Origin of the sequence: Marinactinospora rubrisoli (assembly GCF_042664915.1) — a bacterium.
GTDB lineage: Bacteria > Actinomycetota > Actinomycetes > Streptosporangiales > Streptosporangiaceae > Marinitenerispora > Marinitenerispora rubrisoli.
This window is the reverse complement of record NZ_JBHTBH010000012.1, coordinates 195,308-220,877: the sequence shown is the minus strand read 5'-3', so window position 1 is coordinate 220,877 and position 25,570 is coordinate 195,308. Positions and strand designations below refer to the sequence as shown.

Genomic DNA, 25,570 nt, shown 5'->3' with positions numbered 1-25,570 from the left:
GTTTTGGCGAGAGGGAAATACCCGGTCCCATTTCGAACCCGGTCGTTAAGCTTCTCAGCGCTGATGGTACTGCCCTGTTGGGTGGGAGAGTAGGTCGCCGCCGGACATCTTTTTGGGGTCGCCCCTTTTGGGGCGGCCCCTTTTTTTGTTGTTGGGGGGTGGGTGTGCCCCGCCCCGTCCGGGGGCTGGCCACCCACTCGTTTGGTCCGCGTGTTTTGAGTGTGGGCTTGTCAAGGGGTTGGTGGCTAGTCGGGTTGGGTTTCTGTGGATAACCCGGCTCGTATGCTCACGCGAACCGCGTGAGAACGCCCCCGGAGCCGGACGCTGAAACTCGGCCCGGTAACGGCCATTGTGGCTGCCGGGGGCCACACGTCTGAACAGGTTCCCCGGGCGGTCAGTTCCGGTAACGACTGACCGCCTCCGGGTGAATGACGAGACGCACCTGGTCCGTGGCCAGCATCCCGGCCAGTTCGTCGGCGCGGACCGGATCGTCGAGATCCCAGTAGCGAGCGGCCAGGCGGGCGCACAGGTCGTGTGCTCCCTCTGTTTCCACCGTGGTGCGGCCGGCGATCGACAGCCAGCGCTCGCGTTCACCCGCTGGGGCGGCGACGACGATCGAGGCGCGGGGGTCGCGGCGTAGGCGCCGTACCTTGAGCGAGTCCGGGGCCGTGAACAGCTGGATCGTGCCCTCGGCCGTGGCCTCGAACCACACCGGCCGGGGCTGGGGCGGGAGTGGTCCTGCGGCCACGGACAGAAATCCATGCAGCGGACGGTGCAGAAATTCGAGATCTTCAGCGGTCAGCCGACCGGCATCGGTGCTCATCACTGCCCTTCTGATAGCGGCGGAACGGTCGTTCGGTCGTTGAACCGGCATCGGCTCGTGGTCGGCCCCAGGAGGCCGGAGCCGCCGGACGGTCATCGCCTCCAGGCGCCCGCCGCCGCGGCCCGCACGACGTAGTCCTCGAAGGTCCGGGGCGCCCGTCCCAGCACGGTCGCGAGGTCGTCCGTCGTCGCGGCGATCAGTCCGCGCTCCATCATCACGAACATCTCGGCGATGTGGTGGGCGTCGTCTTTGCTCAACCCCTCTTCGACCAGCGCGGCGGCGTACTCTGCGGGGGAGATCTGCCGGTAACCGATGGACCGTCCGGACGCCCGGGAGATCAGCTCGACGGCCTCAGCGAAGGTGAGCGCGCGGGGTCCGGTCAGCTCATATGTCCGTCCGGCGTGCCGGCCGGGCTCGGTCAGCACCGTGGCCGCGACGTCGGCGACGTCCTCGACGTCGATGAACGGCTCGGGAACCGCACCGGCCGGGAGCGCCAGTTCCCCCGCCACCAGCGGGGCGTGAAAGACGTCCTCGTCGAAGTTCTGGTTGAAGTTCGACGGCCGCAGAACCGTCCATTCCAGCGCCGAGCCGCGCACGGCGTCCTCGGCCGAACGCATGTCCAGCCCGAATGTGGAGTCGCCCCAGGTGTCGGCGCCGCGCCCGGAGAGCAGGACCAGCCGCCGCACTCCGGCGGCCTCGGCGCGGGCGACGAACTCGTGCATCGGGCCCGGCACGCTCGGGGCGACCAGGTAGGCGACGGCGGCACCCCGCAGGGCGGCGTCCCAGCTACCGGGGTCGGACCAGTCGAACCGGGTCCGGCTCGATCGGGAGGCTGCGCGCACCGGTGTGCCGCGCAGCCGCAACCGGGCGACGATGCGGCGGCCCGTCTTGCCGGTCGCGCCGAGGACGAGAGTGGTGTCGTTGGTCATGCCCCTGATTGAACAGGGCCGACTCGGACAATCCCATGGGCGAGAAGCCGGATCTCCTGGGTATTCGTCTTACCTTGCCGGAGTGGGCGCGTTCAGTGACCTGTTCCGTGGGGCGTGGGTCCACGGCTCGCTGTTCGGTGGTTCGCCCCTGACACCGTGTGGCCGGACGTGCGCCGCGCCTGCCGCACGCCGAACCGGCGGCCCCGTGGACCGTGGCCGCGCTGGTCGGTGCGCCGGAGTGTCGCGTTCCATGCGGACCAGCGAGTCAGTGTCATTCCGGCGTCCACGACGCCGGCCGAGCCGCCGCATGGTGCACGCGCGGTCCCCGAGCCCGCGCCGGAGTATCGCGTAACCTGCGACTGTGCGTTCCGAAGTAGCGGGCGGTGCCCGGTCCAGGAGGGCGGCGGATGCCGTCGCTGAGCCCGGGACACCGCGGTCGTGGTACCGGGAGGCGGTGGTTCCGCCGGTCTGGCGGCACGTCGCGCGGTGCTTCTGGGAGCAGCGCATCGGGCCGGGGGAGTCCAGCTACCCGCAGCGGGTGCTGCCGGACGGCTGCGCCGACGTCCTCGTCGCCCCGTCCGGCCACGCTTTCGTGGTCGGCACCGCCACGGGCGCGACGGTCGCGTACGGGGCACCCGGCAGTGTGGTGCGAGGGCTGCGGCTTCGGCCCTCGGGAGTACGCGCGGTGCTCGGAGTGCCGGCGGCGGAATTGCGTGACCGGAAGGTGCCGCTGGACGCGGTGCTCGGGAGTCCGCTGGCCCGGGAAGCGGCCGATGCCGTTCTCGCGGCGGGTACGCGACGGTCGCGTCGCGTGACCGCGTGGCTGAGCGACGCGATGCCGAAGCCGCGGGTCGCGGCCGCCTGCCGGTGGTTGTGGTGCTCGTCCGAGGTGGACGTCGCCGATGTCGCGGTCGACGTCTCACTCTCCGCCCGGCAGCTACGCCGTGTACTGCGGGACGAGGTCGGCCTGGGGCCCAAGACGTTCCAGCGTGTGGGGCGGCTGCACCGGTTCCTGACGATCGCCGAACGCGCTGGGGAGCCGTGGGCGCTGGTCGAGAGCGCGCTCGCCGCAGGGTACAGCGATCAGGCGCACCTCGGCCGCGAGATTCAGGAGCTGGCCGGGACCACGCCGCTGCGGCTGCTGCGGGAACGCGAAGTGGGCTGGCGGATGGCGGAAACCGTTACCGGCTCCCCTTCGGCCGTCGTCCCGGCGGACCACGGCGCATGGTGATGGCGAGATTTCCTATGCCGTAAAGTGAGAGGGATCTGAGTATCACCCTGCGCTGCTACGGCCGAGTGGCAGCGCTTTTGACTGTTTACGGACGGGACATGACTGACGAAAGCCGATCGGGGGGCCGCGACGGCTCCGGAGCCCGCAATCACGGAGGTCATCGCTCCGGCGGCCGCCCGGGCGGCGGGGGCGACCGGTCCCGGTCCGGCTTCGGTCGAGGCGGGGAGCGCGGCGGTTACCGCGGCGGCTCGGGGCGCGGTGGCTGGTCCAAGGAGGGACCGCGTTCGGACCGGCGTGACGAGCGGGGCGACGGCCGTGGCGGAGAGGGCCGGCGCGACTGGCCGGACCGCCGTGGCGAGCAGCGTCCGGGAGCACGCGACGACCGACGTGGTTGGTCGCGTGACGGTGGGCGTCGGGACGACCGTGGTGGTGGTCGTGACGGGTACGGTCGGCGTGATGACCGGGGTGGTTGGTCGCGTGACGGTGGGCGTCGGGACGACCGTGGTGGTGGTCGTGACGGGTACGGTCGGCGTGATGACCGGGGTGGTTGGTCGCGCGATGGTGGGCGTCGGGACGACCGTGGTGGTGGTCGTGACGGGTACGGTCGGCGTGATGACCGGGGTGGTTGGTCGCGCGATGGTGGGCGTCGGGACGACCGTGGTGGTGGACGTGACGGATACGGACACCGTGACCGCGACGACCGTCCGGAGCGCCGCGGCCAGGGAGACCAGCGGCGCCGTGCGGAGCGCGGTGATCGCGGCTTCCGGGGCGACGACCGGCGGTCCGGAGGGCGGTTCGATTCCGGGCGCGGCCCGCGCCGGGACTTCCGTGGCCGTTCCGAGGAATCGCGTGAGCCCCGGGAGACAGGACCGGCGCTGGCCGACGACGTGACACCCGCCGAGCTGGACTCCGAGGTGCGTGGCGAACTGTCCACCCTGCCGCGCTCGCTCGCCGAGATCGTCGCCCGGCATTTGGTGGCCGCCGGACGGCTGCTGGAGGAGGACCCGGAGCGGGCCTACGCGCACGCCGCCTACGCGCGCAACAAGGCGTCCCGGGTCGGAGCGGTCCGTGAGGCGTCCGGGCTGGCCGCGTACCGGGTGGGGCGCTGGCAGGAGGCACTCGCCGACCTGCGCGCCGCCCGCCGGATGACCGGGCGATCCAGCTACCTGGCCGTCATGGCCGACTGCGAGCGCGGCCTGGGCCGACCGGAACGGGCACTGGAGATCGCCCGTTCGCCCGAAGCCCGCGACCTCGACATCGCGGATCGCATCGAACTCCGGATCGTGGCGTCGGGAGCGCGCCGCGACATGGGCGAGCTGCCGGCCGCGCTGGCGGAGCTGCAGGGGCCCGAACTCAAGGAGCGACGCGCCCGTCCGTGGGTGGCCCGGCTCTTCTACGCTTACGCCGACGCCCTGCTCGCGCTGGACCGGGAGGGCGAGGCACGGGAGTACTTCGCGCGGGCGTCCGCCGTCGACCAGGAGGGCGTGACGGACGCGGACGAGCGTCTGGCCGAAATCGAGGGCATGGAGATCGTCGACGTCGGCGACGACGTCGTGTGGAGCGACGCCGAGGACCCCGACGCGGGCGAGGAGCCGACCCCGCCGGACGCGGAAGCGGCTGCCCTCGTGGACCGGGAAGACCCGGAGGAGGTGTCACCGGCCGCCGATGCCGAGGTGGAGTCCCGCGCGGAGGCGCCGGCACCGCGGACGGAAGCCGAGGAGCCGGAGGCTCCCGCAGCGTCCGAAGGGGCGACCGCAGCGGGCGCGGAGCCGACTCACGACACCGATCCCGGACACCTGGAGCAGCCGTCCCCGGCGAGCGACGCGGGCACGGAGTCCCGCGCGGAGGCGCCGGCCGAGGCGGCGGACTCCGAGGCCGGCCGGGAGGGCGACGGCCGTCCGTGATCCGTCCTGCGGTGGCCGGCAGGTCCGGCCACCGCAAGCGGGCCGCTGCAGGAACCGCAAGACGGCCACGGGGGTGGCGATCCGTGCCGATGATTCGGCCCGCTGCCGGGGGCACACCGGCCCGCACCACCATGTGATCCCGCCGGAGAGCGGTCGTTCCGTACATGCCGACGGCGGCCCGACGGCGTGGGCGCGGGGGCCAGCGGTCCCGGCCGCGCCCACTGCTGATCGGTCGGGGCGGGCGCCTCGTAACCGCTGGAACGGCTACGGGGTCTCCGGTGTCCGGGTTCTTCGTGGCCGATGAACGCCCGACCGGGGACCTCGCTTACTTCCGGTCGCGACACGCCGGTCCTGCCGGACCACGCGGCAGCCCCGGGGTTCCCGGTGCCGTGGCGTGACCCGTGAGCATCAGATCGGGGCGAGGCGGGTTTTGAGCAGGCAGAACTCGTTGCCTTCGGGGTCGGCGAGCACGTGCCAGGGCTCCTCGCCGGTCTGGCCGATGTCGGCGGGGCGCGCCCCGAGTGCCAGGAGACGTTCGAGTTCGGCGTCCTGGCCGCGGTCGGTGGGGTTGACGTCGATGTGCAGCCGGGATTTCCCCTGCTCCGGCTCGTCCCTGCGGCTGAGGATGATCGTCGGCTTGGGGCCACCGAACCCTTCGCGCGGCCCGATCTCCACCGTGCCGTCGTCCTCGCGATCGAGCACGACGAAGTCGAGGACCTCGCACCAGAATCGCGCCAGGTTCTCGGGATCGCGGCAACCGAGCACGAGCTCGCTGATTCGGCATGCCATTGACGGAACCCACTCTCTGCCTGAGAACCGCGGGGCGGGCCACACGCGGATCTCATGGCTCCCAGCGGCGAGAACAAGTCTCGCGATGGTAGCCGAGGAGGCGAGCGGGGGGAAATGATTTCCGGCCGTGCCGTGACCGGCCATCGCGCGGTGGGAGCCGCCCGGGCCGCGCGGCGCTGCGGCGGCACACTCCGCGGCCTGGCGAACGGGCCCGCACCGCCGGCAGGCGGTGCGGGCCGTCGTCGGCTTTCGGGGTCAGATCCGCGGGCCGGCCGGGACCGTCTCCTGCATCAAGGGGGCCAGCTCCTCGGCGTCCAGCTCGGGTTCGGTGTCCAGATCCGCCGGGGGCAGGCCCTGGCAGGTGAGGTCTTGGGGCACCACGCCGTCGACGAGGTAGGAGTCCACGGCGTCGCTCACGCACTCCAGGCCGCCGGGCAGGTAGAAGCCGTGCCCGCCGTCACCGGCGACGGTGATGAGGGGGCCGTCCAGTCGCGCGGCCATGGCGACGCCGCTCGCGTAGTCGGTGTTGGCGTCGAACTCGCCGGCGATGATCAGCGGCTCGGAGTAGCCGTCGCGCTCCAGCTCCACCTGGGGCTCGGGACGGTCGAGGGTGCTGAAGGTGCACGGCTGCGGGAGGGCCCAGTAGGCGCCGACCCCGTACGGGTGGTTCTCCCGGTACTCGCGCGCGTCCGCACGGTACTGGGAGACCCGGCGCGGCCAGGCGGCCTCGCACACGACCGCGGTCATCAGGTCCTCGGTCAGCCCGGTGTCCTCCTCCTCGGCGAGCGCCGTCATCTCGGCGGTGAACTCCGTGGGCAGCGGCTCGTCGCGGACGAAGTAGCCCAGGTACTCGGAGGCGAGGTCCCAGTCCTGCTGGTACCGGGAGAGCATGCCGAGTTCCAGGTCGAACATGTGGCTGTCGTAGACGATGCCGGGGAAGTCGGTGCGCGGTTCCTCGCGCAGCCGGTCCGAAGTGGCGTCGAAGGTCGCGTAGACCTCCTTCTGGGTCGCACCGAACCCGAGGACGTCGTCGTGCTCGGCCGCCCAGGCGGTGTATCGGTCCATGTTCGCGCTGTAGGCGGGGGCCTGCCTCAGGAACACGCCTCGCCAGGTCTCGTCGGGGTGGACCGGTGAGTCCAGGACGGTGCGGTCCAGCCGCTCGGGGAACAGGCTCCCGTAGACGGCGCCCAGGTAGGTGCCGTAGGAGTAGCCGAGGTAGTTGATGGTCTCCTCGTCCAGCGCGGCCCGGATGACGTCCATGTCGCGGGCGGTGTTGGCGGTGGTCATGTGCGGCCGGATGTCGCCCTGGGCCCGCTCGCAGTCGCGCTGGTAGCCGATCGCGGCGCGGGTGGCGCTGGAGATCTCGGCGTCGGTCGGGCGCGTGTAGATGGGCGGGGTCTCGGACTCGCAGTCCAGGCGGGGAGAGGAGCCGCCGCTGCCGCGTGGGTCCATGCCGATGATGTCGTAGACCTCGGTCACCCGGGTGTCCTGGTAGTAGCCGGGGAGGCTGCGCCCGTGGCCGCCCGGGCCGCCGGGGTTGGTGAGCAGGATGCCGCGCCGCTGGCCGGGGTCGGCGGCGGCCGCGCGGCTGATGGCCACGGTGACGCGTTCGCCATCGGGGTCGGAGTAGTCGAGCGGAACCTGCACGTCGGCGCATTCCAGCCCCTGGAGGAAGTCCTCGGTGCAGGGAGCCCACGCGACCTCCTGCTCGTGGAAGTCGGCGAGGGCGGGGTCGTCGGCGTTCGGCCGGGGGTCGGCGGCGGCCGGTGGGGCCGCCGCGAGGGACGCGGCCAGGGCGGTCACGAGGACGCCTGCGGCCATGGTGCGAGCGCATGTTCTGCGCACGGGGGGTCGCCTCCGCATTCTGGCCCGTTCGAGGGGAACGGGATCGGGTGTATGGGGAGAAGCAACCGTACGTTTTGCTCGTATGCCTACGACACTTGCAAATGTCACGTATCGCGCATGTGACCACATACGGTCACATGCGGAGGGTTCGGACTTTCGCGGGTTCCCGTGCACCGCCGGGGGGTGACGATCAGGTGACACACCGCCGGGTGGCATCGGGCGCCGTGGTCGGCGAGACTGGGGGCATGCCCGAGTCACCCGAGGTAGAGGCGGTGCGCGGCTTCCTGGCCGAGCGCGCGGTGGGGCGCGCGGTCACGCGGGTGGACGTCACTGCCGTGTCGGCGCTGAAGACCTACGATCCGCCGGTCTCGGCGCTCGGCGGCCTGACGGTCACCGGGGTGGCACGGCACGGGAAGTTCCTGGATCTCGACGTCGACGGCCTGCACCTGGTGGTCCATCTGGCGCGGGCCGGCCGGCTGCGGTGGAACGACGCGCTGCCGGTGCACCCGCCCCGGCCCGGGCGGGGGCCGCTGGCGTTGCGGCTGCACCTCGATGACGGGTCCGGGTTCGATCTCACCGAGGCGGGAACTCAGAAGCGGCTGGCGGTGTACCTGGTGCGGAACCCGGGCGACGTGCCGGGTGTGGCCGGCCTCGGGCCGGATCCGCTGGGACCGGACTTCGGCGAGGCCCGGTTCCGTGAGCAGCTGGCGGGACGGCGGGCGCGCGTCAAGACCGTGCTGCGGGATCAGGAGGTCGTCGCGGGCATCGGCAACGCCTACTCCGACGAGATCCTGCACGCGGCCCGGATGTCGCCGTACGCCATCGCCGCGGATCTTACGGACGAGCAGCTGCACCGGCTGTACCTGGCTCTGCGCGGGACGCTGGCGGCCGCCGTGGCGAACGCGCGGGGGCGGGCCGCCGCCGACGTCGAGCGGGGCCGGCACGGCGGGCTGCGGGTGCACGGCCGCACCGGTCAGCCGTGTCCGGTGTGCGGGGATACGATTCGGGAGGTGTCGTTCGCCGACTCCGCCCTGCAGTACTGCCCGACCTGCCAGACGGGCGGCCGGCCGCTCGCCGACCGCCGCATGTCCCGGCTGCTGAAGTAGCCGCCCGATCGAGGCCGCCATTTCCGAGAAGTCCTTTCGAGCGCCGCTGAACGGCGCGACCGTCCGGCTCGGGACGCTGCCACCCGTGCACGACTCGGTCGTGGTGCTGCTGTTCGCCGGGGACCGGCCCGTGCTGGTCCGCAACCGGCGGCGCGCCTGGGAGTTCCCGGGCGGCCACGCCGAGCCGGGCGAGACGGTGCTGGACACCGCTCGCCGAGAGGCGCGTGAGGAGGCCGGGGCGGAGCTGGGCGAGGTGCACGTGGCGGGCTACTACGTGCTGGCGAGTGGGCACGTCACGGTGGTCACGCATGCTCAGGTCGCGAGCCGTGCCCCGCTGACCGGACGGTTCGAGACCGTGGAGGTGCGGGAGTTCGAGGTGCTGCCGCCGGACCTGTCGTGGGACGACGGGTTGTACGCGCACCTCCTCAACGTGATCGGGCTGCCCGGGGCGCCGTAGCGGGCGTGGCGGCTACCGCGTGGCGGCGCCGCCGGGAACGGGCCCGGCGGTGAGGGTGAGGCTGGCCGGGATCGCGTCGAAGGCGCGCCGGAGTTCGGCGGCGAGCTCGGCCCGGGTGGCGGAGCCGGGGCGGGACGCCCAGGCGTCGAAGGCACAGTCGGTGGCGGCCAGGAGCATGCCGAGGGCGAGGCGGGGCCGCGGGTCGCCGGCGTCGGGGAGGGCGAGTTTCTGGCGCAGGATCCCGATGGCGCTCTGGCAGGTGCGGTTGCAGAAGTGCAGGCCGTGCGCCTCGATGGAGGGCACCCGCGCGACGAGGCGCCGGCTCGCTCGGACGCGGTCCGTCCAGCGGTCGGCGCTCATCCCCTCCAGGGCGGTGAACAGGGTGTCCTGAAGCTGCTCCAGAACGGGACGGCCGTCGGGTTCGTGTGACCGGAGTTCGTCCAGCACGGCGTTCCACAGGTCCTGGGTAGGGGCCATGGCGACGTCCTCTTTGCTGGCGAACGTGCGGAAGAAGGTGCGCTTGGACACCTCGACCGCGGCGCAGAGTTCGTCGAGGGTCGTGGCCTCGAAGCCGCGTTCGGTGAACATCTCCAGTGCGGTGTCGATGAGCGCCTCGCGGGTGCGCCGCTTCTTGCGTTCGCGCAGCGGCAGCCGTTCGGCGGGCGGGGACATGGGGCTGGTCACCGCCCCAGTGTACGCGCGGTGACTTTTGCTCCTTGTAGGCTTATGCCACTCAGTGGCAAAAACGCCGCGAGCGATGAGGAAGGTGTATGCGGTGCGTGCACTACTGGTCGACCGTTCGGTACCCGGCGGTCTGCGACTCGGTACGGTTCCCGATCCCGAACCCGCCCCGAACCAGGCGCTGGTCCGGGTGACGGCGACCTCGCTCAACTACGGGGAGGTGAGTTTCGGGCCGGAGCACGCGCCTGAAGGCGCCGTGCTGGGCTGGGACGCGGCGGGCGTGGTGGAGCGGGCCGCCGCGGACGGCTCGGGCCCGGAGGTGGGCACCCCGGTGGTGACGTTCGCCCTCGACGGCGCGTGGGCGGAGCTCCGGGCCGTGGACACCGATCACCTCGGCGTCGTGCCCTCGGACGCCGACCTCGGCGCGATCAGCACGGTGCCGGTGGCCGGGGGCAGCGCGTTGCGCGCCCTGCACCGGCTGGGGCCGATCCTCGGCCGCCGGGTGCTGGTCACCGGGGCCACCGGCGGTGTCGGACGCTACGCGGTGCAGTTGGCGCGGCGGGGCGGTGCGTACGTGGTCGCCTCGACCGGCGACCCGGACGCGCACGGCGCCGACCTGCGGAAACAGGGTGCGCACGAGGTGGTGGCCGGGCCGGCCGGCGTCGCCGAGCCGGTGGACGGGGTCATCGAGCTCGTCGGCGGGCCCCAGCTCGTGGACGCCTACGACCGGCTCGCCGCGGGCGGCACACTGGTATCGGTCGGGCACGTGACGGGCGAGGCGGAGCACTTCCCGTTCGGGGCGCTCTTCGGCAACGAGGGGCGGCATGACCGCTCGATCACCTCCTTCTACCTGGCGGAGTGCCCCGGGCTGGCCCGGGACCTCGCCTGGCTGGCGGAGCAGGTGGCACGAGGCGAGCTCGACCCGCAGATCGTGTGGCGCGGCGGCTGGGACCGGGTCGAGGAGGCGACCGCGGCCTTGCTCAGCCGTCGGCTGCACGGCAAGGCCGTGCTGGAGATCGGCTGACCGGCACCGGACCGGGCGGTCCCGGCGCTGTCCGCCGGGACCGCCCGGGTGAACTCAGAGGTCGATGCCGAAGGTCATCTCCAGCGCTTCCTCGACCATCTCCTCGGCGTCGCCTTCGACGACGGCCTCGGCGAACTCGCCCAGGTCCTCGAAGTCGGGGTCCATGGATCCTCCAGGGGGTGAAGTGGTACGGTCGCGGATCCCGTGCGGGTGCGCCCGCCGGGGCCGCCCGCCGACCGCGCGCCTGGAACCGCCCGGGCCGCCGTCGGCTGCGCCACATCTTTGCGCATCCGGGCGCTCGGCTGCACACCGGAACCCGCCGGTTTCGGCGGCGGGTGGCGCGTCTCAACCGGCGCGCGTGTGCAGCACCTCGGTGGCGAACGGCCGGTAGCCGAGGCGGGCGTTGATCGCGAGCATCGGCCCGTTCCCGGCGTCGTTGACGGTGAACGCGGTGCGGACCCCGCGCTCCCGGGCCTGGTGCAGCGCCACGGTCTTGGTGTAGCCGGCCAGACCGCGGCCGCGCGCGGCCGACACGGTCCCGGTGAACGCGGACGCGCAGGCGTGCCGGTCGTCGGTGGTGATGGCGGCCACGCCGACGGCGCGCCCGTCGAGCAGCGCGACCAGGCTCAGTTCGCGATCCAGGTCGGGATCGTCCCACAGCCGGTCGCGCCACACGTCGTAGGAGAGCCCGTCGAAGGAGACGGCGCTGGGCTCGTCCGCCAGGCAGGCGGTCTCGATCTCGTGCAGTGGCCGCGGGTCGTCCGCGAAGTCCGCGTAGCGGAGCAGCCGCACCCCCGCGGGCGTGGGCGGAGCGGGCGGCAGCATGCCGAGGTCGAGCCGCTGGGCGCGCGACTCACCGTGCTCCGCGAATCCGTACCTGCGGGCGAACGCGCGCGAGGTGTCGTCGTCAGCGCCCCACAGCCGCGTCGCCACCGGCTCCAGGACGCGCAGGCGCCTCTCCACCGCGTCCGCGAGGGCGGTGCCCACGCCGCGGCCGCGGTGTTCGGGGTGCACGGCGAGCCGCACGTACGTGTGCCCGGACGCCGCGCTGAACCAGTCGGGTTCGACCGCGGCGTAGCCCGTGACGGTCCCGTCGTACTCGGCGACGAAGGTCGCCGGCAGGTCGCCGGCCGCTCCGGCCGAGAACCGCCGGCGGAAGCCCGCCACGCTGGTGACCACCTGTGGCTGTGCGGCGCGCGCCACCGCCGCGACCGCGGGCGCGTCGGCGGGCTGGAACGGCCGGATCCGAGGAGTCATACCGGGCAGCCTAGCCGTGGGGCCCGCGCGTGGCCGGGGACGGTCCGGAGTCCGGGCGTCCCCGGCCACCCGGTCCACCATGGGGTCAGGACGCGCGGCGGTCCCGGGGGCGTGCCGCGGCGGTCACGGTGATCGCGAGCGTGCCGATCAGCGCGAGCCAGGCCAGCACGTCTCCGGCGGCGCGGTACACCGAGCCGGTGCCGGCGGTCGGGACGTCGGCGTACCAGACGCCCGAGTCGTGGGTGGTGTCCTGGGTCGAGAGGACCCGGCCGTAGGAGTCGAACGCGGCCGACTGCCCGTTGAAGTCCTGCCGCACCAGGTTGTAGCCGTTCTCGATCGCGCGGAGACCGGCCATTCCGGTGTGGGTGCGCCCCATCTCCGGCCAGTCGCCACCGGGGACCAGCAGGATGTCGGCGTCGATGCGGGCGAGGTCGGGGAAGTCCGCGTCAAAGCAGATCACGGTGGCGATGCGGCCGTGGGGCGTGTCGACGACGGGGACGACGCCGTCACCGGGTTCGTAGATCTCCAGCCCGGGGATCGGGCGGGCCTTCTCGTAGGTCGCGAGGAGCCGCCCGTCCGGGCCGAAGAAGTGCGTCTCGTCGCGGCCGTGCGGGGCGTCGGGCAGATAGGTGAGGTCGGCGGTGAGGAGGTAGACGTCCTCCTCGTCCGCGACCCGGGCGGCCTGGGCGAACAGGTCGTCGAGGACGCCCGGCGCGGCGGCCGTCACGGCGTCGTGTTCCACCAGCCGGGGGTCGGTGACCGCGAGGCGGGAGTGCCCGTGGATCTCCGTCTCGGCGTCCATCGCGGCCCGGCTGGGATTGATCCCGGCGACGCGCACGCTGTCCGCCCCGGTGGGCGCGGTGCCGAGGCGGAGCTGGCCGCCCAGGACCGCGAGGCCCAGAACGGCGGCGAGGGCGGCCGTCGACCGTACCGCGAAACGGGTCCGGCCCTCTTCCCAGAGCGTGTTCAGCACGCTCCCCGAGAGTCCGATCAGGAACGCGATCGCGTACGGGCCGGTGATCGCGGTCAGCTGGAGCAGCGAGTTCGCGTCGTGCTGGGTGGCCGCCCGCAGGCCGTAGGCGGTGCCGAACGGCCCGAAGGTGCCGAGGAGGAACTCCACGGACATCAGCGCGGCGGGAAAGAGGAGGATCCGCCCCCAGCGGTTCGCTCGCGGCGCGGCGAGCCGGTCGACGACGTAGGGGAGGGTGTAGGCGATCCCGAACGCGAGGCCGCCGACGGACACCAGCGGGGTGACCGGTACCGCGAGGGCGGCCATCCACCAGAGCACCGAGGCGGTGCTGACGATGGCGATCACGGGCAGGCCGAGCGCCGCCGCCGATCGGCGGCTGAAGCGGAGCAGGAACACCGGTGCCGCCCACGCGAGCAGCGGCAGATCGAAACGGGCGCCGACCGACAGCAGAGCGGCGGCGGCTCCGAGACCGAGCCAGAGGGCCGGGGATCGGTGCCGGAACGCGGTCGTGGTCGAGGGCATGGCTGCGGAACCCCTTCCGGGGAGGAGAGCGAATAGTTCGAGACTCGAAGTATTTGCACCGTAGCATGATTTGAGACTCGAACGAATTGGTAGGGTTCCGGACATGAGCGAGAGCCAGGGGGAGGACCCGCTCGTCGTCGCCACGCGCGCGAACCACGAGATCTTCATGCTGACCAGCAGTCGCCTGGAAGCGTTCCTCGCACGCCACCGCCTGACCTACCAGACCGCGCAGGCGCTGTGGGTGATCGATCCGGACGAGCCGGCCCCGTCGATGAAGGTGATGGCCGACCGGCTCTACTGCAACGCGCCGAACCTGAGCTTCATCGCGCGGCAACTCGCCGACCGCGGCTATCTGGAGCGCGTCGTCGACCCGGACGACCGGCGTTCCCGCGTCCTGGTGCTGACCGACGAGGGGCGCCGGGTGCGTGCCGCGGTGATCGACGCGACGCTGAGCGCCAGCCCGTTCGCGCAATGCGAACCCCACGAACTGCGTGAACTCGCCGCCGCGCTGGAGCGCCTGCGGCGCCGGGCGTCCTGACCCGGGCGCGGTGCGGGGGCGTCCGCGGCCGGGGAGCGGCGGCTCCGTGCGGGCCCGCCGCGCGCGGCCCACAGCGGGCGCGACGGGCCGTCGCCGGTTCCCCGTTCGGGGCTCAGGCCGTCCCGCGTGCCAGCAGCCGGCTGTGGATGCGCGCCTCCGGACTGGTGGCCCGCAGCGCGTCGGCGAGTGCCGTGCCGACGGCCAGCACGTCGTCGTCGGTCAGCGGGTCGAGCGCGTCGATGACGAAGACGCCGCGCGTGGTGGACTCGGTCAGCCGGGTGCGCACGCACTGCCGCCAGTTCCACCGGCGGCAGGTGACGCCCGCGTCGTCGCGCCAGACGACCTCGCCGGGCGCGGGGTGCTCCACGGCGGTCTCGCCGGCGTTCACGGTCTCGAACGTCTCCTCGCCGGTGGCGCGCACCAGCCGCAGCGGCCCGGAGTAGCGGTCGGCGTCCTCGCCGCCGAGCGGGGCCGTGTGCGCGATGGAGACGGCGTTGTAGGCGTCGGTCAGCCGGTTCACGCGGGGCAGGCCGTCCGCGACGCGGCGCAGCAGCGCCTCGACGCTGGTCCGGGTGCGCTGCGGCTTGGCGCCGAAGGCCCGGAAGGCCGCGCGCCAGGCGGCCACGTGCGCAAGCTCCTCGGGCGCGGCGCCGGCGAGACGCCCGCGCGCCTCCTCCTCGGCGTGCGCGAGAAGCTTCTCACTGATGTCGTCGCTGGGACCGGGGCGCAGGTCCTCCGCCACGAGGACGAGGGCGCGGTAGTCGGGCCGCAGGTCGAAGACGCTGTCGTCCACGCGGGCGTGGCCGAGCCACGCCGCGAGGTCCTGGGTCATGGTGCCGCCTTTCGGGATCGGTCACCAGGCTCCACCGGGAGGTGCACGGTCATGACGAACTCGCAGGCCTCGTCGCCGGCGCAGGCGTAGCCGTGCGCCACGTCGGAGTCGAACGTCGCGGTGGCGCCGGCCGGGACGGTCTCCTCGGCCGTTCCGATGATGAGCGCCAGCTCTCCGGACAGCACGGTCACCGTCTCGTGCACTCCGCGAGCGTGCGGCGCGCTGTGGTGACGTTCGCCCGGCAGCATGCGCCACCGCCACACCTCGACCGGCGCGGGCCCGGCGGTGGTGAGCAGCAGCCGGACCTCACCCCCCGCCGGACCGCGCCACAGCGGGGCGACGTCGTCGGCGTGCACGACGCGCAGGCGCGGAGCGCCCGCGGGTTCGACGATCGCCGACACGGGCACGGCGAGCGCGTCGGCGAGCCGTACCAGGGTCGAGAGGCTGGGATTGCCCGCGCCGGTCTCCACGGCGACGAGTGCGCCTTTGCTGATCCCGGCGCGGGCCGCGAGCTGGTCGAGCGAGAGTCCGTGGCGAGCGCGGGCGGAGCGGACGTTGTCCGCGACCACCGCGGCGATGGGCCGGCCCGGCATCGCACTCTCCTCGGTCGTTCTGGTGAACATTCGGTCGTTATGTTGACCGAGTCTAGCGGGGCTCGCCGTACCGGCGTCCGGGCGGGCCCGCCGTGATCGCCAGGGGGCCGTCGGCCGGAGCGCCCGGCCCGGAACGCATGCCCTGCCCGCGCCTCCATCGGTCGTAGCGGATGTCCCTCCGCACGCGGATGTCCAGGGCAGCGACCGACGAAAGCGCCGGCCACGCCACCCCGGAGCGGCAGATCAACGTGAACTCGTTGGCGGCGGTTGGTGGCGGTCGACGGCGACTGGTCTCGGTGATCGTCAGCGGCCGGCGAACGTTCGGCGGGGTGCGTCGACGGGCCGGTGGTGCCGGATCGGGGTGTTGCGGGCAAGGACCCGCTGCCGAGTACCGCGGTGGCGCGCCCGGGATGCCGGTCATCGACCGCGGCCTCTCCCGCCACGGGGAACCGCACGGCGGAACCGCGGGCGGCGGCAACGACGTGCGGTGACCGGGCGCGCAGGTGCCGGTCGCGGGAACTCCCACCAACGATCGGGCTCGCCGTCGAGCGTTCGCGGACGGACCCGACGCCGGTGCGGCAGCGGAGGCCGGCGGCGGCGCCCGCGCGCGGTGGGCGTCCGCGCGGTGGTCAGACCGTGTCCCGTGCGGCGCGCTGGTCCGCCGCCACCCGGTCCAGCCAGTGCGTGATGCCCCTGACGTTGCCCTCCACGCCGCTCAGCAGCTCAAGGACCTCCTGCGAGCCGGCCTTCTCGGGGGGCAGCGCGGGAGTCCGGTAGCGGCTCATCACCCGCTCGCGGACCATGGCGACCGCGTGGTCGAGGTCGCCACCGGTGTCGCGTGCCTCGCGGACCGTCTCCACCCACAGGCGGAGTTCGGTCCCGGCGGAGTCGAGCGTCTCCTCGACCGTGGTCACCGCCCCGAAGTGCGAGAACATCAGGCGCTGCGCGGCGATGTCGCCGAACAGCCGCAGCGACCCGAGCGCCGCCCCCAGGTCGAAGTCGGGCGGCGGTGTCGCGGGCCGCACGTCACCGGTGTCGGGGCGGTAGACACCGAGCGCGTCGCCGACGTACAGGTCGCCGGTGACGGAGTCGGCGAGCCCCACGTGGTGCTTGGCGTGCCCCGGGGCGTAGTGGGTGGTGAGGCGGCGGCCCCCGCCAAGGTCGATCTCGCCGGTCTCGCCGACGGCGCGGATGCGGGCCGCCTCGGCCGGACGCATCTCGCCGAACAGCACGTCCAGCCGGTCGCCCCAGACCTGGCGGGCGCTGTGCATCAGCCGTGCCGGGTCGGCGAGGTGCCGGGCGCCGCGCTCGTGCACGACGACCTCGGCGTCGGGGAACATGGCGGCGACGTCGCCGATCCCGCCCGCGTGGTCGAGGTGGATGTGGGTCACCGCGATCGTGGCGAGGTCGCGCGGCCCGACGCCGAGGGCGGCGAGCGCGTCCCGCAGCACCGGAGCGGATCCGGCGGTGCCGACCTCCACGACGCATGGCCGCTCGGTCCGGATCAGGTAGCTGGAGGTGATGCCCGGATAGCCCGCCATGCGGGTGTCGATGGCGAAGATCTCGTCGCCGAGCGGGACGATGCCCTCCGGGAGTCCCGCCGTGTCCACCGCGTCCTGCACCGCCACGTCTCCTCACCCTCGGACCGCCGCCGCCGGATCGTCCGGCCGATGCCGCCGACCGCCGCCGTCCCGAATCGTGGCACGCCACGGGACGCGGGCGGCGGTGATCTCCGGCCGCATCTCCACGCTAGACGAGGACGGCCGATACCGCCGCCGCGGGGCACCGGTCAGAGCCACCCGGAGGCCGGACAGCGCCGCCACGGTGGCCGCGAGCGAATGGCGGGAGGAGAGCCGGATCGGAGCCCGGCGGCGTGGCCCGCCGGCCGGGAGCCGGACGCGTCGGACGTATCCGGAAAGTCATCTGAGCAGGATGGGCGGTGTCGAATCGGCATCATCGATGCGTGGCGCCCGGTACCCGCCCGGAAGGTTCGCGCCGACTCCACGCGCTTGTGGGGAAGGCGGCCTTCCCGGTGTCCAAGGGGCACTGCTCGAACGCATGCTCCCCACTTCGGCCACCGGAGGAACGGCGGCCCACTCGAAACGCGCCCTCGTCAACGGCGTCGTCCGGCCGGTCTGCTCAGGGGCCGGATGGCCGCGGCGATGTGCCCGGCGTGGCGGCCCGGGAGGACGCCGGGGGCGTCGCCGCGGTGTGCCGGGCGGATGAGCGCGTGGCCCAGGGCGGCCGTGGCCCTCTCGGCTCCGCGGCACCTCACCGCACACGGATCGGGCACGGCCGGGGCGCGCGCTGTGGCACATGGAGCGTGCTGCCGCCCGGACGCGTTCGTCCGGCTCCTTGGGGCGGCCGAGGAGAACGCGGTGACGACTCGCTCTCGGCGCCGGTGACCGGCCTGAGCCTGGCGCCCAGGGAGCAGGCGGGGCGGGGCGTGTGCGTGCCATGACCGGTCATCTCGCCCAGGCCGGAGCGGTTCACCGTCACGCGGGAGGCTCCGCGCATCGGGGTGCCGTCCATCGACCGCGGCCTCTCCCTTGGGCGCGCGGCACGCCGATCTCCCGGGGACGGCCCGGCGGTAACAGTGACGCGACCAGGCGACACTCCCGGTGACCTGCACTGATGCGAGTTATCCACAGGCGGAGGATTTGGCTTTCCGAGGAGGACCCCGCACCCCGATCCTGGAAGCGGAAAACGGCATTCCGCCGGCGCCGCGGGTGCTACCGACTCATCACCGGAGGTCCAGCATGCAGCAGTCCAGCACCGCCCCGTCCGCTTCTCCCGTCACTCACTCCGCTTCCCGTACCCCTTCCCGCACCGCCTCCAGCACCGTCTGCCGTCCCACGTTGCCGGGTCTGGCGCCGCCCCCGGTGTCCGGTGGCGGGGGCCGGCCCGCCCGGCGGCAGGCGGTGAGCCGGGTGGCCGACGGCCACCTGCACCGCAATGAGGTGCTGCTCGTCGGCCGGGTCACGGCCGAGCCGTCGGTGCGCGAGCTGCCCAGCGGCGACCAGCTCGTCACCTGGCGGGTGTCGGTGAGCCGGCCGCCCGCCGAGCAGCGTCCGAACCAGGCGGCCGATCCCGTCAGCTGCGTTAGCTTCCAGCCCGCCATCAAGGAGGCCACGCGCGACTGGCGCATCGGCGACCTCGTCCGGGTCAGCGGATCGCTGCGGCGCCGGTTCTGGCGGGCGCCCGGCGGGTCGGCGAGCGTGTTCGAAATCGAGGCCCGGACGGTCGCGCGCGTCGCCGCCGTACCGGACGACGGCCGTACCGCTCCGGCGCCGGATCACCAGCCGAGCTGAGCCAGCGGCTCCCGCAGCCGCGCCTGGTCCACGGGCTCCGCAGTGGACCAGGCGGCGGCGCAGAGGGCGCGCAGCCCGTCCAGCCGGTCGCCGCCGCCGGTCAGTTCCAGCCGGCCGGCCCGCGCCAGCGCGGTCCAGCCGCCGCACCGTCCCCGGCCCGCCTCGGCATCGGTCCGGGGATGCAGCAGGTTCAGTCCGCCGAGGTCGTACGCCAGATAGGAGGGACGGTGCCGTGGCCCGGCCAGCAGGAGTTCCGCGGGCGTCGTCACTCCCGAGAGCACCAGCAGGCTGTCGGCTCCCCGGTTCGTGGCGCCCTCGATGTCGGTGTCCAGCCGGTCGCCCACCACGAGCGGGTCGGCGGCGCCGGTGCGGCGCACCCCCTCCTCGTGCAGCGGGCGCTCCGGCTTGCCCGCCACCAGCGGCTTGGTGCCCGACGCCTGCGCGATCACCCGCCCGAACGAGCCGTTGCCCGGCTGGACGCCCCGATCCAGGGGAGCGGTGCGGTCGGCGTTGGTCAGGACGAACAGCGCACCGGCCATCACCGCCAGCGCTCCCTCCACGAGCAGGTCGTGACCGAGCCGCGGCGAGTAGCCCTGCACCACGGCCACCGGCCGCTCGGCGGCCACCGTGACCGGGCGCAGACCGTGCCGGCGCAGCGCCTGGCGGAGCCCGGTGTCACCCACGGCCAGCACCGCCGAGCCCGCCGGGAACCGCTCGGCGACCAGGCGGGCCGCCGCCTGCGCGGACGTCACCACCTGCGCCGCCGTCGCGGGAACGCCCATGCGCGTGAGCCGCTCTGCGATGGCCGCCGGCGTGCGGGAGGCGTTGTTCGTCACGAACGCCACCTTCATCCCGCCGGCCTGCGCCTTCTCGACCGCCTCGGGCGCGGCCGGCACCACCCGCCCGCCGATGTAGACGACACCGTCCAGATCCAGCAGCGCGGCGTCGTAGCTGGCGTGCAGCGGCTGGTCGGCGGCCTTCAGCGGGACGGCGGTCATGGGGTACCTCCGGGCGGGACCCGCCCGTGCGGGCGAGGAGAGAGCGGACTCCGGCGTGATGGGAAAACGACAGCGGGCAGCCGGCCCGGGCACGGCCGCACCGACCGTCCGCCGGATGGGCGCGGGCGAACACGTGCGCCGCGCGTCTCGCCTGGACCCGGCCCGAGGCCGCCGCCGGCACGGATCGAGCGCGGGCCGCACGGCCGTGTGCCCCTGCGGGGACGGGAACCGGCCGGTTCAGCGGGTAAGGCCGTCACCTGCCGGGCCCCTTTCGACGGTGCAGGAGGGTGCGGGTACCGCCCCGGGACCGGCGGACGGCACCGGCGCGGCGTCTGCGCCCGGGGCGTCGGCACCGGAGGTCCCGGTGTCCTCACAGCAGGGTACGCATGACCAGCCCGGTGCGCGGCTTCGGGCCGAAGGAGGTCGACTTGCGCGGCGTGAGTTCGCCCACGGCGGTGACCGCGTACACGTCCGCCACGCTCAGCGCCGGCAGGATCACGGCGCTGTCCCGGTCCGGTCGCAGCGCCGCCACCGCTCCCGCGGGGTCGTCGTGGACCAGCCGGGCCGTCTCGTCCGTCCGGTTCCACAACGGCAGCAGCACGCGGGTCAGCACCGCGGTGGGGAGCGCCCGCCAGGCCGGGGACCGGCCCGGCATGGCGGCGGCCAGCCGGCCGGGATCGAAGCCGTGCAGCAGATGGCCGGCGCCGCCACCGACCAGCAGCATGGCCGGGCCGTCCGCGGCGGCCTTGGCGAGGCGGCCGAGCGCCGCGCGCAGGCTGTCGTCGCCATCGACCTGGACCGGTTCGACCTCCGCCACGGTGCCCGCCGCCCGGGCGGCACCGGCGGCATCGAGATCGGGGAGCACCCGGTGAATGGCGCCCACCCGGGGCGGAGTGGCGTCGGAGTCGACGAGGAGCGCCAGGCCATGGTCCCACGCCCCCGGCCCCTGCTGGGCGGCGCGCAGGCGCTGGTAGGCGGCGTAGCGGTGGTGGCCGTCGGCGATCAGCGCGGTCCGGGTGGCGAAGTCGGCGGCGATGTCGGCCTGGAGGCGCGGGTCGGCGATCGCCCACACCCGGTGGGTCACCTGGTCATCGGTGGTGGTGCGGACCAGCGGCGTGGTGGTGGAATCGGCCACCGCGTCGACGGTCCGCGACGCCAGGCCGCGCTGCGCGCCCGTGCCACCGCGATACAGCAGGAAGATCGGCTCCAGGTTCGCGTGGGCGGCGGCCATGAGCCGGGCGCGGTCGGCCACCGGCTCGCTGAGCACGTCCTCGTGCGGCCGCACCGCCGCACTGCCCGGCCGGGGCAGCCGAAGCGCGCCGACCAGCCCGCGCTGCCGGGTGCCGTCGGGTGCCGTCTGCTCGTAGACGTACAGCAGGGGCTCGCTGTCGCGTACCAGGACCCCGTCGTCGATCCAGCGCTGGAACGTCGCCGCCGCCCTGGCGTAGCGATCCGGACCGGCCAGTGCCCGGGTGGACCCGTTCGCCGCGGTGGCGGCGGGCGGGACGGTCAGGCGTACGGCGTTGTGGGGTTCCGCCCGCATGAGGCCGGACACGGCCGCCGCGTCGAGAACGTCATAGGGCGGCGCGAGCGCGAGCGCGATGTTCGGCGGGGGCGGGTCGACGGCCGGCCGGGCGCCGGGGGTCGCGTACCGCAGCCCCCGGAAGGGGGCCAGCTCCAGGGCGTCATCCGCGATGTCTCCCACGACCGAACGATACCCGCCGGGGCGGCCACGGCGCCGGTGATTCGGGACCGCGCCGCCGCAGCGGTCGGGGCGATGCGCCGGTCAGAGCAGCTTGCGCAGCCGCATCATGTCGCCGAAGCTCGCGTCGAGCTTCACCCGGCCGGACAGCAGCGCCTTGCCGAAGTCCAGGCGCTCCTCCGCCATGTCGACCAGGTCGTCGCTGTCGGCGGTGATGCCCACCTGCGCCCGGGAGCCACCGGCACCGTCCGCCCGCTGAGAGACGTCGACGAGCCCGTTCAGCGTCAGCCGCATGTCGAAGACGGTGTCGAGGTCACTGACCTTGACACTCACCGAGCGTTCCACGATGTGCTTGCGCCGACGCTCCTCGTCGAGTTCGAGTATCCGGTCGGACACCCGGTCGATCGCCGCGCGGCATTCTTCGATGCTGGCCATGTTCCCATGATGCCCTAATCGTCCGACCAGGGACGTCAGCCGCGGCACGGTGGTGCGTCACCGCCCGCCGTGCCACCGGCGGTCGGCACGTGCCCCGCTCGCGTCGACCAGCCGCGCGGCGACGGCGATGCGGGTACGGTTTCTGCTGGGGTCACGCACGGTGGTGGCGCGCGGCCACCGGCCCGTACCGGCGCCTGCCCGTTGCCAGGCAGCCGTCCCTTTCGTACCTGACTTTCGCGAGGAGCACATTCGATGGTCGTCGACGCGGTCCGCACCTATCTCGATGCCGCCAGCGGCTTCACGGAGCTGACCCGAAAGCGCGCGGTGGCGGCGGCCAAGACCCTGCTCAAGGAGAGCGACGAACGTTCCGGCGGCGCGCTCACCCGGGCCGGGGACACCGCCCGTTCCACCATGGAGAGCGTGGAGAGTTCGGTGCGGCGCACCCGGGTGGGGCACAACATCCAGTCGCTCGCCGCCGACCTGCTGGAGACGAGCAGGGCCAACCGGGCCGCGCTGAGCAGCCTCGTCGAGGGCGAGGTCGAACGCTTCATCGACCGGCTGGACCTGGTGCGCCGCGACGAGCACGACCGCCTGCTCCGCCGGGTCGCCGAGCTGGAACGCCGGCTCGCCTCGCAGTCGGCGGCACAGCGGACCACCCGGCGCGCGGCCACCGCCCCGGCCACGGCCGGGCCCGCGGCACCCGCCGGACCCGCGGCCGAGGCGCCGGCCGCCGCCTCGGGCCCGGCTGTCCCCGCCGACCCCTCGACCGCCGAGGCCGACGGAAGCCGCGAGACCGACGTCCGGCTCCCCCCGAGAGTCACCGGCGACGCCCCGCCCGCGCGGCCGGACGAGGCCCCCGGCGACTCGGCGATCGCCGCGACCGAGCCGTCCCCGGCAGGCGAGCCCCCCGCCGCCGATGACCGACCGGCGGAGGCCGCCCCGGCACCGGCCGACGACGCCGCCCAGCCGTCCGGCGGCGCGGCCGAAACGGCGGCGTCCACCCCGGCCGAGCCCGCCGCCCCGGCCGAGCCCGCCGACCCCGCCGGGTCGTCCGATCCGGCCGGCCAGGAGCCGACCGCGGCCCCCGAGAAGAAGCCCGCGGCCAGGTCGGGACGGTCGAAGCCGACCGGCACCCGGACCCGCAGCGGCGGCAAGAGCGGGACCAAGCGGACGGGCGGCCGCAAGACCGCGGCCAAGAAGGACGGCGACGAGAAGTAACGCGCGGGCCGACGGCCGGACAGCCCGAGGGAGCGGCCGATCCGCACGGCGCCCGGTCGCCGCGATCGGCCAGGAGGCCCACCGACCGCGGGACCTCCCGCCGCCTTGGCGGCAGCCCGGCTACCCTGCCCGACAGGGACGCCACGGCGGACTCCCCGGTGACGGACGCCTGCACGGCGCGGAGCCGCCCGGCCCCGAGACACCGCCCGGCACCCGCCCGGCCGTACCACCGACGACCGCGGTCTCCACGGAGGTATCCCCATGACGAACGGACACCCGTCGCCCGCGGACCTCGACCGGCCCCGCCCGGTCCCGGCTCCGCCCGGAGCCGCAGACGACGGCCTGGCCGACCGCACCGTCGCCCAGGTGCGGGCCCGGCTGGCCGAACTGGACGGTCTGGAGACGGCGGACCACGTCGCCGTCTTCGACGCCGTGCACCGCGAACTGGCCGACGTCCTCGGCCGCCTGGACCGGGACCCGGAACCGGGCGGCCCCGGCGGGAAGCGCTGACCGGCCCGGCGACCCCGGTCGCGATGCGTCGGCGTTCGGCCGAACGCTTCGCCCTGGCGACGGGCCCGATCCGCCCGGCCGGTGGCGGACCGTCCCCGGCGCCGTCAACTCGCGCGTCACTCGTTCCGAACCGGTCGAGGCTCCGCTCGGGGGCCGCCCCACGGACCGGCCGGCACATCACCGGACGCCGCAGGTCACGGCGGCCTTTCACGCCGGGCTCGGCCGAGTGGCCCCGCCATCGGCGAGACCTCGGCGTACCCGGAGATCCCGGCGGGCTCCGGCCACCGTTCGATGACGGCGCGTGCCGAGAGCAGCGGCGCGACCGGTGGCACGCCGCCGAAAGTGGCCGACCCGGCGGCGATCGCCCCCAAAGCCGCGCCGCCCGCGAGGCGACGGCGGCACCCGCCGAGCGTCATGCCGGTCGAGCCGAGCGCGAGCGGATACCGGCCGGCGCCCGAACACGTCGCGAACCCGCACCGTGGTCCGAGGCGGCACGTTAGGGCCGCGGCCGTGCAGAGCACGCCTCCGGCCGGCGGTGAGCGGATGCGCGCAGCCGCTCTCGGCGGGCCCCTCACGCGGGGAGCCACGCGCCGGGTGGGTGCCGTCGGTCGACGGGATGCGCGGTTCGCTCCGTCGAGCTCGGCGTCGGCCGGTGTCCGCGACCGTCCCTCAGGGGGCAGGCCCCGGGGTGCCTTCGGCGGCCGATGGGCGTCCTCGATCGCGCAGCCGTCCGTTTCCGGCCGTCCGGTACTCCGCGGCCCGGCCGTGACGGCGTACCATCGCCCGCCGATCCGCCGTCACCGCTCCGGCGCCGTGCGGCCGTGCGCCGGGACCGTACCGCACCCCCGCCGACCGGTGTCCGCGCCGGTGGCTCCCGGCGGACCGGCGGAGAATGGGAGGTGCCCGTTGCCGATAACATCGCGGGCGCCGCCCGGGATCTCGCGCCGGGCGGGTGCACGCTTCTCCGAGACGGGCGGATCTCACCACCATGGCCAAACGCACTCGACTGGACGCCGAACTGGTCCGGCGCGGCCACGCGAGGTCTCGCGGGCAGGCCGCGGAACTCATCGCGGACGGGCGGGTCCGGGTGGCCGGGGCGGTGGCGACCAAGCCCGCCACGCAGGTCGGGACCGACCAGGCCATCGTCGTGGCCGAGGTCGACACCGACCCGGGCTACGTGTCCCGGGGCGCCCACAAGCTCGTGGGCGCGCTCGACGCGTTCGGAATCGACGTCTCCGGCCGCCACTGCCTGGACGCCGGTGCCTCCACCGGTGGCTTCACCGACGTGCTGCTGCGCCGCGGCGCGGCCCGTGTGGTGGCCGTCGACGTCGGCTACGGCCAGCTCGCGTGGTCGCTGCGCAGCGACGAACGCGTCGACGTGCGGGAGCGCTGCAACATCCGCGACCTCACTCCCGACCAGGTGGGCGAGCCGCTGCCCGGCCTGGTCGTCGGCGACCTCTCCTTCATCTCGCTCACCCTGGTGCTGCCCGCGCTGGTGCGCTGCGCCCGCGCCGACGCCGACTTCGCGCTGATGGTCAAGCCGCAGTTCGAGGTGGGCAAGGAGCGGGTGGGCGCCGGCGGCGTGGTGCGCGACCCGGAGCTGCGGGCCGACGCGGTGCGGTCGGTGGCCGCGCACGCGCGCACACTGGGCCTGGGGTGCCGGGGGGTGACCGCCAGCCCGCTACCCGGACCGTCGGGGAACGTCGAGTACTTCCTGTGGCTGCGTGCCGGGGCGCCCGCCCTGGAGGAGGCGGACCTGCGGCGCGCGATCGAGGAGGGCCCGCGCTGACCGGCCGCGGCCGGTCAGCGGCCTGCGGGCGCTCCGGCCGGCCACACACCCGCGAGCTCGACCTCGCCCGGGCCGTCGGGCGGCGGCGCGAAGGCCGGTGGCTGCG

General features: G+C 74.2%; 24 protein-coding genes and 1 rRNA gene. 12 read left to right on the top strand and 13 right to left on the bottom strand.

The features are described from left to right. Positions 1–106, top strand: a 5S ribosomal RNA gene (gene rrf, locus ACFQRF_RS22960); the annotation flags it as partial. 288 nt (positions 107–394) lie between these two features. Here rrf and ACFQRF_RS22955 read toward each other — a convergent pair. Together ACFQRF_RS22955 and ACFQRF_RS22950 are read right to left on the bottom strand one after the other, a co-directional pair. Beyond that, positions 395–823, bottom strand: coding sequence for a pyridoxamine 5'-phosphate oxidase family protein (locus ACFQRF_RS22955; protein WP_379873230.1), 429 nt, complete (start codon positions 821–823; stop codon positions 395–397). 92 nt (positions 824–915) lie between these two features. After that, positions 916–1,752, bottom strand: a complete 837-nt coding sequence (locus tag ACFQRF_RS22950) for an NAD(P)H-binding protein (protein WP_379873229.1) — start codon at positions 1,750–1,752, stop codon at positions 916–918. Between the two features lie 454 nt (positions 1,753–2,206). Here ACFQRF_RS22950 and ACFQRF_RS22945 point away from each other — a divergent pair, with 454 nt between their 5' ends. The 3 genes from ACFQRF_RS22945 to ACFQRF_RS22935 all read left to right on the top strand — a co-directional run bounded on the left by ACFQRF_RS22945 (position 2,207) and on the right by ACFQRF_RS22935 (position 4,887). Continuing rightward, on the top strand, positions 2,207–2,983 hold the full coding sequence (locus tag ACFQRF_RS22945; RefSeq protein WP_379873228.1) for a DUF6597 domain-containing transcriptional factor: 777 nt from the start codon (positions 2,207–2,209) through the stop codon (positions 2,981–2,983). A 351-nt stretch (positions 2,984–3,334) separates the two neighbouring features. Further along, positions 3,335–3,874 carry a hypothetical protein gene (locus ACFQRF_RS22940; RefSeq protein WP_379873227.1) on the top strand — a complete coding sequence of 180 codons (540 nt, stop codon included), beginning with the start codon at positions 3,335–3,337 and terminating at the stop codon, positions 3,872–3,874. Next, positions 3,871–4,887 (top strand): tetratricopeptide repeat protein, encoded by a 1,017-nt coding sequence (locus tag ACFQRF_RS22935; protein ID WP_379873226.1) that lies wholly within the window; start codon positions 3,871–3,873, stop codon positions 4,885–4,887. Before ACFQRF_RS22940 ends, ACFQRF_RS22935 begins: the two co-directional genes overlap by 4 nt. A 408-nt stretch (positions 4,888–5,295) precedes the next feature. On the opposite strand, the gene ACFQRF_RS22930 is transcribed toward ACFQRF_RS22935, so the two are convergent. Together ACFQRF_RS22930 and ACFQRF_RS22925 are read right to left on the bottom strand one after the other, a co-directional pair. Further along, positions 5,296–5,676, bottom strand: coding sequence for a VOC family protein (locus ACFQRF_RS22930; protein WP_379873225.1), 381 nt, complete (start codon positions 5,674–5,676; stop codon positions 5,296–5,298). Positions 5,677–5,931: 255 nt separating this feature from the next. Next, positions 5,932–7,497, bottom strand: coding sequence for an alpha/beta fold hydrolase (locus ACFQRF_RS22925; protein WP_379873224.1), 1,566 nt, complete (start codon positions 7,495–7,497; stop codon positions 5,932–5,934). Between the two features lie 269 nt (positions 7,498–7,766). Here ACFQRF_RS22925 and ACFQRF_RS22920 point away from each other — a divergent pair, with 269 nt between their 5' ends. Next, complete coding sequence (locus ACFQRF_RS22920) at positions 7,767–8,627, top strand: Fpg/Nei family DNA glycosylase (protein WP_379873223.1); 861 nt, start codon at positions 7,767–7,769, stop codon at positions 8,625–8,627. An 85-nt stretch (positions 8,628–8,712) separates the two neighbouring features. Next, positions 8,713–9,084, top strand: coding sequence for an NUDIX domain-containing protein (locus ACFQRF_RS22915; RefSeq protein WP_379873222.1), 372 nt, complete (start codon positions 8,713–8,715; stop codon positions 9,082–9,084). A 12-nt stretch (positions 9,085–9,096) separates the two neighbouring features. On the opposite strand, the gene ACFQRF_RS22910 is transcribed toward ACFQRF_RS22915, so the two are convergent. Beyond that, complete coding sequence (locus tag ACFQRF_RS22910; RefSeq protein ID WP_379873221.1) at positions 9,097–9,768, bottom strand: TetR family transcriptional regulator; 672 nt, start codon at positions 9,766–9,768, stop codon at positions 9,097–9,099. Positions 9,769–9,859: 91 nt separating this feature from the next. Between ACFQRF_RS22910 and ACFQRF_RS22905 the strand changes: the two genes are divergently transcribed. Then, on the top strand, positions 9,860–10,789 hold the full coding sequence (locus ACFQRF_RS22905; RefSeq protein WP_379873220.1) for a zinc-binding dehydrogenase: 930 nt from the start codon (positions 9,860–9,862) through the stop codon (positions 10,787–10,789). Between the two features lie 345 nt (positions 10,790–11,134). Here ACFQRF_RS22905 and ACFQRF_RS22900 read toward each other — a convergent pair whose 3' ends face one another. Further along, a complete protein-coding gene (locus ACFQRF_RS22900) occupies positions 11,135–12,046 on the bottom strand; it encodes a GNAT family N-acetyltransferase (protein WP_379873219.1) in 912 nt (303 codons plus the stop codon). Between the two features lie 85 nt (positions 12,047–12,131). After that, complete coding sequence (locus ACFQRF_RS22895; protein WP_379873218.1) at positions 12,132–13,538, bottom strand: nitrilase-related carbon-nitrogen hydrolase; 1,407 nt, start codon at positions 13,536–13,538, stop codon at positions 12,132–12,134. Positions 13,539–13,641: 103 nt separating this feature from the next. On the opposite strand from ACFQRF_RS22895, the gene ACFQRF_RS22890 reads away from it, so the two are divergent. Then, the gene (locus ACFQRF_RS22890; protein ID WP_379873217.1) at positions 13,642–14,076 is read left to right on the top strand and encodes a MarR family winged helix-turn-helix transcriptional regulator; all 435 of its coding nucleotides are present in this window, start codon (positions 13,642–13,644) and stop codon (positions 14,074–14,076) included. Positions 14,077–14,188: 112 nt separating this feature from the next. Here ACFQRF_RS22890 and ACFQRF_RS22885 read toward each other — a convergent pair whose 3' ends face one another. The 3 genes from ACFQRF_RS22885 to ACFQRF_RS22875 form a co-directional block, all read right to left on the bottom strand. Beyond that, positions 14,189–14,908, bottom strand: a complete 720-nt coding sequence (locus ACFQRF_RS22885; protein ID WP_379873216.1) for a B3/B4 domain-containing protein — start codon at positions 14,906–14,908, stop codon at positions 14,189–14,191. Beyond that, on the bottom strand, positions 14,905–15,531 hold the full coding sequence (locus tag ACFQRF_RS22880; RefSeq protein WP_379873215.1) for a helix-turn-helix domain-containing protein: 627 nt from the start codon (positions 15,529–15,531) through the stop codon (positions 14,905–14,907). Before ACFQRF_RS22880 ends, ACFQRF_RS22885 begins: the two co-directional genes overlap by 4 nt. Before the next feature lie 599 nt (positions 15,532–16,130). Further along, on the bottom strand, positions 16,131–17,123 hold the full coding sequence (locus tag ACFQRF_RS22875) for an MBL fold metallo-hydrolase (RefSeq protein ID WP_379873243.1): 993 nt from the start codon (positions 17,121–17,123) through the stop codon (positions 16,131–16,133). 1,137 nt (positions 17,124–18,260) lie between these two features. Between ACFQRF_RS22875 and ACFQRF_RS22870 the strand changes: the two genes are divergently transcribed. Continuing rightward, positions 18,261–18,812 carry a single-stranded DNA-binding protein gene (locus tag ACFQRF_RS22870; protein WP_379873214.1) on the top strand — a complete coding sequence of 184 codons (552 nt, stop codon included), beginning with the start codon at positions 18,261–18,263 and terminating at the stop codon, positions 18,810–18,812. On the opposite strand, the gene ACFQRF_RS22865 is transcribed toward ACFQRF_RS22870, so the two are convergent. The 3 genes from ACFQRF_RS22865 to ACFQRF_RS22855 all read right to left on the bottom strand — a co-directional run bounded on the left by ACFQRF_RS22865 (position 18,797) and on the right by ACFQRF_RS22855 (position 21,947). After that, a complete protein-coding gene (locus ACFQRF_RS22865) occupies positions 18,797–19,810 on the bottom strand; it encodes an HAD-IIA family hydrolase (protein ID WP_379873213.1) in 1,014 nt (337 codons plus the stop codon). The two genes, ACFQRF_RS22870 and ACFQRF_RS22865, sit on opposite strands and share 16 nt — an antisense overlap. 370 nt (positions 19,811–20,180) lie before the next feature. After that, positions 20,181–21,515, bottom strand: a complete 1,335-nt coding sequence (locus tag ACFQRF_RS22860) for a DUF1015 domain-containing protein (protein ID WP_379873212.1) — start codon at positions 21,513–21,515, stop codon at positions 20,181–20,183. A gap of 81 nt (positions 21,516–21,596) precedes the next feature. Next, positions 21,597–21,947, bottom strand: coding sequence for an SCP2 sterol-binding domain-containing protein (locus tag ACFQRF_RS22855; protein ID WP_379873211.1), 351 nt, complete (start codon positions 21,945–21,947; stop codon positions 21,597–21,599). A 252-nt stretch (positions 21,948–22,199) separates the two neighbouring features. On the opposite strand from ACFQRF_RS22855, the gene ACFQRF_RS22850 reads away from it, so the two are divergent. The 3 genes from ACFQRF_RS22850 (at position 22,200) to ACFQRF_RS22840 (ending at position 25,464) form a co-directional block, all read left to right on the top strand. Continuing rightward, positions 22,200–23,165: a coiled-coil domain-containing protein gene (locus ACFQRF_RS22850; protein ID WP_379873210.1), complete on the top strand. Its 966-nt coding sequence runs from the start codon at positions 22,200–22,202 to the stop codon at positions 23,163–23,165. 261 nt (positions 23,166–23,426) lie between these two features. Further along, the gene (locus ACFQRF_RS22845; RefSeq protein WP_379873209.1) at positions 23,427–23,675 is read left to right on the top strand and encodes a P-loop NTPase family protein; all 249 of its coding nucleotides are present in this window, start codon (positions 23,427–23,429) and stop codon (positions 23,673–23,675) included. 988 nt (positions 23,676–24,663) lie between these two features. Then, on the top strand, positions 24,664–25,464 hold the full coding sequence (locus ACFQRF_RS22840; protein WP_379873208.1) for a TlyA family RNA methyltransferase: 801 nt from the start codon (positions 24,664–24,666) through the stop codon (positions 25,462–25,464). Positions 25,465–25,570 lie beyond the last annotated feature (106 nt).

Coding starts and splice junctions, on each gene's coding strand:
- ACFQRF_RS22855 (WP_379873211.1), bottom strand. CDS start 21,947: ATGGCCAGCATCGAAGAATGCCGCGCGGCGATCGACCGGGTGTCCGAC.
- ACFQRF_RS22900 (WP_379873219.1), bottom strand. CDS start 12,046: ATGACTCCTCGGATCCGGCCGTTCCAGCCCGCCGACGCGCCCGCGGTC.
- ACFQRF_RS22895 (WP_379873218.1), bottom strand. CDS start 13,538: ATGCCCTCGACCACGACCGCGTTCCGGCACCGATCCCCGGCCCTCTGG.
- ACFQRF_RS22865 (WP_379873213.1), bottom strand. CDS start 19,810: ATGACCGCCGTCCCGCTGAAGGCCGCCGACCAGCCGCTGCACGCCAGC.
- ACFQRF_RS22845 (WP_379873209.1), top strand. CDS start 23,427: ATGACGAACGGACACCCGTCGCCCGCGGACCTCGACCGGCCCCGCCCG.
- ACFQRF_RS22950 (WP_379873229.1), bottom strand. CDS start 1,752: ATGACCAACGACACCACTCTCGTCCTCGGCGCGACCGGCAAGACGGGC.
- ACFQRF_RS22870 (WP_379873214.1), top strand. CDS start 18,261: ATGCAGCAGTCCAGCACCGCCCCGTCCGCTTCTCCCGTCACTCACTCC.
- ACFQRF_RS22955 (WP_379873230.1), bottom strand. CDS start 823: ATGAGCACCGATGCCGGTCGGCTGACCGCTGAAGATCTCGAATTTCTG.
- ACFQRF_RS22850 (WP_379873210.1), top strand. CDS start 22,200: ATGGTCGTCGACGCGGTCCGCACCTATCTCGATGCCGCCAGCGGCTTC.
- ACFQRF_RS22840 (WP_379873208.1), top strand. CDS start 24,664: ATGGCCAAACGCACTCGACTGGACGCCGAACTGGTCCGGCGCGGCCAC.
- ACFQRF_RS22925 (WP_379873224.1), bottom strand. CDS start 7,497: ATGGCCGCAGGCGTCCTCGTGACCGCCCTGGCCGCGTCCCTCGCGGCG.
- ACFQRF_RS22885 (WP_379873216.1), bottom strand. CDS start 14,908: ATGACCCAGGACCTCGCGGCGTGGCTCGGCCACGCCCGCGTGGACGAC.
- ACFQRF_RS22930 (WP_379873225.1), bottom strand. CDS start 5,676: ATGGCATGCCGAATCAGCGAGCTCGTGCTCGGTTGCCGCGATCCCGAG.
- ACFQRF_RS22890 (WP_379873217.1), top strand. CDS start 13,642: ATGAGCGAGAGCCAGGGGGAGGACCCGCTCGTCGTCGCCACGCGCGCG.
- ACFQRF_RS22880 (WP_379873215.1), bottom strand. CDS start 15,531: ATGTTCACCAGAACGACCGAGGAGAGTGCGATGCCGGGCCGGCCCATC.
- ACFQRF_RS22920 (WP_379873223.1), top strand. CDS start 7,767: ATGCCCGAGTCACCCGAGGTAGAGGCGGTGCGCGGCTTCCTGGCCGAG.